Here is a 7,894-nt window from a genome sequence, read left to right as displayed (position 1 = left end):
AATAGATAATATGGCAACGGTATCATATGGAGGTACAACGAAAGATTCAAATATTACGAAGACAGCAATAGAAAGTGCAACAGCTAAAACAAATTTATTAGTAGAAAAAACAGTAACAGATGCAAATACGAATGATATAGCCGAAGCAGATGAGAAATTAACATATGCAATAAAGGTAACGAATAATTCAAGTGTAAAAGTAGTAGGCGCAGTATTAACAGACCTATTAGACTCAAAGTTCTTTGATGGACAGACAGCGCCGAATTTAGTAGGAGCAACAGGAAACATAAAAACCGGAGTAACATTACCGGAAATAGAAGCAGGAAAATCAGTAACAGTAAGTTTTGAATTGAAAGCAATATATCCATTAAATACAGTACCGGGAGAAACAATAGATAATATGGCAACGGTATCATATGGAGGTACAACGAAAGATTCAAATAAAGTAAGCCTTCCTATTCAAAAACTCGTGGCTACAGACCTAGACATAAAACTTCAGGTAGAGGATCTAGGAGGAAATGGATTTGAAAGGGGAGACGGAATAGTAGATGATGGAGAGGAAGCAGAATATACCATCTCTATAACTAATCCGACACCTGTAAATGCTGTAAATGTATTGGTATCTGATGATTATAAGGGGTTATACCTGTATAAAAATGATTCATATAAATATGTTTCATCTGACGGGAAAAAATTAACTGGAAAAGATTTAAAAGAGGGGATAGTCTTACCTGAAATAAAGGCAGGAGAAACGATAGAGTTAAAGTTTATGGTGGGATTCAGCTATGAAGGGAAAAACGTAGACCAGGATGATACAATTCCAAATGAAGCGTATCTTTCACTTCAAGAAACTTCACCTCTTAAAAAGTTGATGAGAGCAGCAACTCCTATTAATAAAAGTTCTAATAAAGTAGTCCTCAATGTTGCTAATCCGACATATACCCTCTCGAAGGAGATAAGAAATAAAAAAGATGAATTTTATCCGGGAGATATAGTAGTTTATGATATTACTCTGGAGAATACTTCTAAAGTTATAGGAAGAAACATAAAAGTAGAGGATAAGGTCAGTGAAATAAAGGCTTTTGAAAGCTGGACATGGGAATCAGGAATATCAAAAACACCTGAATCACTCCTTAAAACCAGCTTGAGAAAAGATCTTTCGGAGAATGGAATAGAACTCTTGGCTGGAGAAACTAAAAGGTATACAGTAGTTGGACGGCTTAAAGATACTCTTTCAAAGGGAGAGGTAAAAAATACAGTAAAAGCAGGAGAAAATTTAGAACTGCAGGCTGAAGCTACCCTTAAAGTGACAGATGCCCAGATAAAGGTGACTAAAACAGCTAAGAAAAAATGGGTTTCCATAGGAGACCTGATCAGTTATAAGATAACTGTTCAAAACCTTTCAGGGAATAAGGGGACAGTACTTAAAAATTTAAGTTTAAAAGATATGATGCCTCCTGGATTTAAATATGCTGAAGGATCTGGAAAAGTAGATGGAAATGATGCAGATGAAGACCTTAGAGGCAGAACTATTTATTTCAATAATTTAGAGCTAGTAGGAGATAAAAAAATTGAAATAACTTATATTTTGAGGATTGGAACTGGAGTTAAACCTGGCTCTTATAAAAATAAAGCATGGATAGAAAATACTTCTGGAAAGAACCTGTCTAACATCGGGGAAGCCAGTGTAGAAGTTATAAATGATCCGTTATTTAATAGTACGGTAATAATTGGAAAAGTTTTCCATGACAGAGACAATGATGGTTGGCAGGACGATGCCAATGCTTATGATATCAGAGTGCAGACCCTTTCTTCTCAAGACAACTACTTAGATGGTTCTGTAAAAAAAGGAGAAGAAGAATGGAGAATCTCTTCAGAGTCTAAAGAATTACTCTTAGGAAACCTTGATGGAAGGGGAGATGAGAGTGAAAGATCTCAAAAGGTGATTTTAAGAAGAAGGATAAAAGATCCTAAAAAAATAGGAGATATCCTGATTAAATCCAAAGAAGGATCAAATATCACTTTAAAATCTACAGGTGAAGTTCTAAGAAACCATAGTGGGAATAGAAATCTTACAGGGGTTGATTTAAAAGTAGTCAGAAGAGTAATAAAAGATCCTAAATACAGGGAAGAACTAAAGAATGTTAAGAGTTTAAAAAAAGTAAGGATAGAGAACTTTATAGAGCCTATATATTTTGATTCAGCATATGCCAATATCAGAGATGGTGAAAATGAAAAATTAAAACAATATCTGGAAAAGTTGAGTAATAAAAAGAATCTTAAGTTAGTCATTGTAGGTTACACTGATTCTCAAAAGCCTTCTAAAAAGGCAACGTTTAAAAATAACCATGAGTTGTCTATTGCAAGAGCTAATACGTTAAAAGATTATCTTTCGATGAAGTTAGATCTTTCAGAAGAGATGTTTGTTATAGAGGGGAAGGGACCTAAAAATCCTAAAGGAAGCAACAGAACAAGCAGTGGAAGACAGCTTAATAGAAGAACAGAGATAGTTATAGAGTATGATGAGGAAATTATGAAACAAATACCTCTAAAGGTAGATGAAAGTGACTACTTTGAAGAGGTAGAGATAAGAAATGACGGAATTTCAGAAGAGGGAATCCCAGGAGTAAGACTCGCTACAGTGGAAGGATTAGTAATTGAAACTGACCAATTTGGAAGATATCATGTGGATGGTATAGATGATATACCGGACAGAGGTAAAAACTTTATTATTAAAGTAGATAAGGTTACTCTTCCTTCAGGAACAGAGTTTACTACAGAAAATCCAAGGGTAAAAACTCTTACCAAGGTCATGGAAAAATTTAACTTCGGGGTAAAAATTCCAAAGGTAAAAAGAAGAGTTAAAGAAAAAGAGATAAAAGTAAGAGTTGGAAGTGTATTCTTTCTAACGGATAAGTGGAATGTAAGAGAGGATCAGATAGATAACCTTAAGAAGATATCATCGCTCCTTACTGAGTATAGGGGTGGAGTTATTGTGGTAGAAGGAAATACTGATAGTCGGGCATCGAATAAATATAATGAGATTCTGGCATTAAAAAGAGCCAAATCTATTGGGAAAGAGTTGGAAAAAATAATGGGGAAAGATATGATTTCTAATGTAAAAATTGTTACAGACCTCTCTGGAGGTGAAAGATAATGAATAAAAAAAGAATATTTATGGTTGTTATCTTTCTTATGTTATTGGGAGTAGATGCTTTAGGGGAAAGAGTTGTTTCTACACAGGGAGATTTTGAGGAATCTCCCGTTGAAAAACAATTGCCTTATAGTGTGGAATTGATATCTAATGGTGAGGACAGACCAATAACTAAAAATGATACTTTTAAAGGAATGAAGCAAAATAGAAGAACAGATGTGATATACAGAAATAGGATAAAGCTTGAAAATAATAAGGGACTTTTATGGGCAGTTGTAGATCCAGTGACAATATCTCCTAAGTTAAATATTACTTCTGAAAGGGGAGAAATAGTTCCAGGGATGGAAAGCTGGTTTAAAATTTATACCAACTACAGTGAATTTATAAAAAAATGGGAAATAGATATATACAAAAGAGGTGAGGATGACCCATTTGTAAATCTTAAAGGGACTGATATTGATTTTTCTAAAAAAATATTATGGACTCCTTCGAAGGAATTTTTTCCTGGAGATGAGATTGAATACAGGGTTAAAGTTTGGGATGGAGAAGGTAATTTTGATGAAACTTCATTGAAATCTATGGAAGTTGTCACAAAAGAAAGATGGGAAAAGAACACCTCAACAGATGAAAAAGGGAAGAGGCAAAAAGAAGGGGGAGAGATTTATGGAAGAGATGCTCTCCTCATTCATAATATTCCTTTAGATGCTGCCAAGGTAAGGTTTTATGGACGTGATTTTGACGAAAATATGAAACTTTATTTGGGTAAAAAACAGATTCCTGTTGATAAAAATGGAAAATTTGCCTTTGAAGAACATTTTTCTCCAGGAACTCATATTCTAGATCTTAGAATTATTGAAAAAGAAGAAGTTTTTTATTACCCATTGGAGGTAGAAGTTCCCGATAAATACAATTTTATCGTGGGAATTGCCGATGTAAAGAGTGGGAAATATGATGTTTCTGGAAACGATGAGATCCTTTCAAAGGACTATCATTATGATGAATCTTTCTATACCGATGGTAGAGTGGCTTTTTATTCTAAAAACAGGTATAAAAAGTATCTTCTTACTGCCCATATGGATACTAGGGAAGAAGAGTTGAAAAATATGTTCAATAATTTGGACGAAAGAGATAATAGAAGTGTCTTCAGAGATATGCAAAGGGATCTGTATTACACAACTTATGGGGATGAATCTACGACTTATAGTGATGTAAATACCCAGGGGAAGCTTTATTTGAAGTTGGAATGGGATAAAAACAACTTTATATGGGGGAACTATAACACTGGATTTACGGGAACTGAATTTGCCAACTACAACAGAAGTCTTTATGGTGCAAAACTGGATTTGAGAAGTAGAAAAAGTACCTCATGGGGAGAAGATAAAAACAGTTTAAAAGCCTTTATATCTCAGCCTGGGACAATATTTGCCCATGATTCATTTTTAGGAACTGGGGGAAGTCTTTACTACCTAAAACATACAGATATGGTAGTAGGAAGTGAAAAAGTCTGGGTAGAGATAAAAGATAAAAAGACAGGATTAGTAGTTGAAAACCTATACCTTACAGGTGGAGAAGATTATGAAATAGAGTATTTCCAAGGGAGGATAATTCTTTCAAGACCTCTTATGCAAATAGTAAGTGATGGGCAGGATGGTTCTATAATAAAGGGTGACCCTTTAGACGGGAAGGAAGCTTACCTAAGAACTGATTATGAATTTTATTCTACAGGAATAGTTGATGATGACCTCTCAGGTGGGATAAGAGGTGGAACCTGGGTTAATGAAGGGATTTATGCAGGAGGAACCTATGTAGAGGGGAATGACAATGATTTAGATTATACTCTTAAGGAAGCCGACATAATTTTCAGAAAAACTAAGGATACTTTTTTAAGATTAGAAGTAGCAGAGAGTGAAGGACGAGAATCTGGAAGTAAATTTTATTCTGATGATGGAGGACTTTCCTTTAGAGAAATAAAAGAAAATGAAAAAAATCAAAGCGGGAAGGCTTACTCAGTGAAAGGAAAATCTAGATTATCAGATCTGAATCAAAAATTGAGTGATAATGTACTTGCTGAAGGTTGGTACAGAAAAAAAGAAAAAGGATTTTCAACTTCAAGTCTTGAGGATGACCGAGAGGAGCTAAATTTTGGAACTAAGGCTACCTATAAGTATTCTAAAAAATTGAAATTGAAGTTTTATTATGATTACTCAGAAGCTGTTACCGATGAAAAAGACGTTGAAGAAAATTTAGGAGCAGCAGCTTACTATAGATATAAAAAACTTCTCCTAAGTACGGAACTTAAGGGAAACCATGAAGAGGATACAGATGAAAAGGGAGATGGATTTCTTGGAGGAATCAGGGGAGAATATTTCTTTACTCCTTCAACTTCTCTATATACAGCTCTTCAAGGGACTCTCTATAAAGATGGAGATTATGAAACAAATGATATGATAACCCTTGGTGGAAAAACAAAGTTAGGAGATAAGCTGAGAGTTGATTTAGAGTCAAGTCAAGGATCTAGAGGGGATTCTGTTCAGGCAGGATTAGACTACTCCTTTGGACAAAATCACGATATGTATGTGAACTATCTTTTATCTGAAGACGAAGGTGAAAGAGGAAGAAGTATCACCTTTGGACAAAAAGCTAAAATGGGCGAGAGATATAATGTCTATCAAGAAAATCAATTTGTTAATAGTGATGCAGATGGAAGCGGATTAATCCAAAGTTATGGACTGGACTTTGATGCTACAGAAAAACTTAGAACAGGAATCTCCTACCAACAGGGAGATCTGGATAAAGAAGATGATGTAATTAGAAGACGTAGTGTGAGTCTTTATTCATCCTATGATGCCAGAGTAATATTTTTAAGAAACAAATTAGAATATAGAAGAGATAAAGGCCAGGATGAGAAGAAACATCAATGGCTTACAGCTAATAGATTGAAGTATATTTTCAACAATGAATGGACTCTTCAAGGTAAGGGGAATTTTTCCTACACAGAGGATGAAATCTCCAATAAAAATGATGCAAAATTTGCTGAACTTAGTATTGGTGCAGCCTATAGACCTATATGGAATGACAGATTAAATGTAATAAGTAAATATACTTATTTATATGATCTTCCTAGTGAGGGGCAGGATGATTCGGTTAACGATGAAAAAGCGCATATTTTTGCTGTAGAAGAGATATATGACCTCAATGAAAAATGGAGTTTAGGAGGAAAAGTAGCTTATAAAAAATCTATGCTCAGAGAGGGTAGAGATGATGGGGATTGGTTTAGTAACTCTACTGAACTCTATGCTGTGAAAGCTCTTTATCATATCATTAGAAAATGGGATATTATGGGAGAGCATCACTGGCTTGTATCTAGAGAGGCGGAAGATATGTCACAAGGATATCTTGTTTCTGTTCAATATCACGTCAATAATAATATGAAAGTAGGAGTAGGATATAACTTTACTTCTTTTGATGATGATCTTACAAAGAGAGATTATGACGCAAAGGGATGGTTTATAAACTTTATAGGAAAACTTTAAAAAAAGGAGGAGCTCAGCTCCTCCTTTTGGTATTAGATTATTTTTCTTCCTTCTTTAATGAAAATCTTCCTAAATTATCTGTTACCTCAAAAATTAAAATAGCTGCTAGTTTAGAGGTGATATTTCCAGAATCATATCTTGGAGACACCTCAGCTATATCAAAGGTGACAGTTTTCCCAGTGCCTGCAATATGTCTTATAAGTTCCCTCCCAGATTTTGGATGGATACCAAAGGGCTGAGGGGCACTTACTCCAGGGGCATAAGCAGATGAAAATACATCTGTACATATAGTTACATATATATGATCATTTTCCTCTATAAACATATTTAGTTTATTTTTTACTTCTAATTCCTTATAGTCATTGATATCTCGAGCTAAAATATATTTAACCCCAAATTTATCGGCTGTTTTAAAGAGGGATCTTGTATTCCCATATTTTTGAATTCCCAATACAAAGTAGGAAAAATCTAATTCTCTCTCTTTACACTGGTTAGCTATCTGTAAAAACATGGTCCCAGAACTGGTTTGATCCTCATATGGTCTCATGTCAAAATGTGCATCGAAGTTTATTATTCCAATTTTGGGTTTCTTTTGATATCTAGAGACTACATCCAGGAGACCATTGTAAGTACCGAAAGCTACCTCATGTCCTCCTCCTAAAACTATCGGAAACATCCCCAAGGCTATGATCTTAGATACTGCGGTAGAGAGGGCTTTTTGAGCGCCTTCGAGATCTTCATCGATACAGAATATATTTCCGGCATCGTAGAGGGTTACATCTTCTCTGGTTTTAGGGAAGTTACACATCTCACGACGTATAGCGTTAGGGCCTTCTGCAGCTCCTACATTTCCCTTATTTCTCTCTACCCCTTCATCACTGGAAAACCCAATGAAACAGACTGCATTTTCAAATTTAAGATCTTCTAGGTTATCTTCTAAGTCAATAACTTGAATATTTTGATGCCATCTAAGGGAATCGTGATCCTCACCGTCGATTCTGCCCTTCCATACATTTTTTTTTACCCTTCGGTAATTTCTAAAAAATTCTTTATTTATATACTTATATTTCTTTAAAAATTCCAATTTTCTTCCCCCTAATCGCCTGGAGCGAAATCTTTTTTATTATCTAGGAAATTATACCCGTAAGGGCATCACCAAAATACTACTATTTTACTAAATAAACATAGGATTTTGAGATAAAGTTTA

Annotated in this window: 3 protein-coding genes; 2 read left to right on the top strand and 1 reads right to left on the bottom strand. The window is 34.7% G+C overall.

Translation table 11 applies throughout. The features are described 5' to 3' along the window. Together K337_RS0116465 and K337_RS0116460 are read left to right on the top strand one after the other, a co-directional pair. On the top strand, positions 1-3,157 hold a 3,157-nt coding region (locus K337_RS0116465; RefSeq protein WP_169712900.1), incomplete at its 5' end, for an OmpA family protein. Next, on the top strand, positions 3,157-6,687 hold the full coding sequence (locus tag K337_RS0116460; RefSeq protein WP_028857556.1) for a hypothetical protein: 3,531 nt from the start codon (positions 3,157-3,159) through the stop codon (positions 6,685-6,687). The genes K337_RS0116465 and K337_RS0116460, both read left to right, overlap by 1 nt. A gap of 37 nt (positions 6,688-6,724) precedes the next feature. On the opposite strand, the gene hutG is transcribed toward K337_RS0116460, so the two are convergent. Beyond that, the gene (gene hutG, locus K337_RS0116455; RefSeq protein WP_211226114.1) at positions 6,725-7,771 is read right to left on the bottom strand and encodes a formimidoylglutamase; all 1,047 of its coding nucleotides are present in this window, start codon (positions 7,769-7,771) and stop codon (positions 6,725-6,727) included. Positions 7,772-7,894: the final 123 nt, after the last annotated feature.

The organism is Psychrilyobacter atlanticus DSM 19335 (assembly GCF_000426625.1).
Taxonomy (GTDB): Bacteria; Fusobacteriota; Fusobacteriia; order Fusobacteriales; family Fusobacteriaceae; genus Psychrilyobacter; species Psychrilyobacter atlanticus.
Note: the sequence above shows the minus strand (reverse complement) of the source record. Positions and strands in the feature narration are given on the sequence as shown.

Bases quoted from the DNA above. Each gene is read 5' to 3' on its own strand.
- K337_RS0116460 (WP_028857556.1), top strand. From the start codon at position 3,157: ATGAATAAAAAAAGAATATTTATGGTTGTTATCTTTCTTATGTTATTG.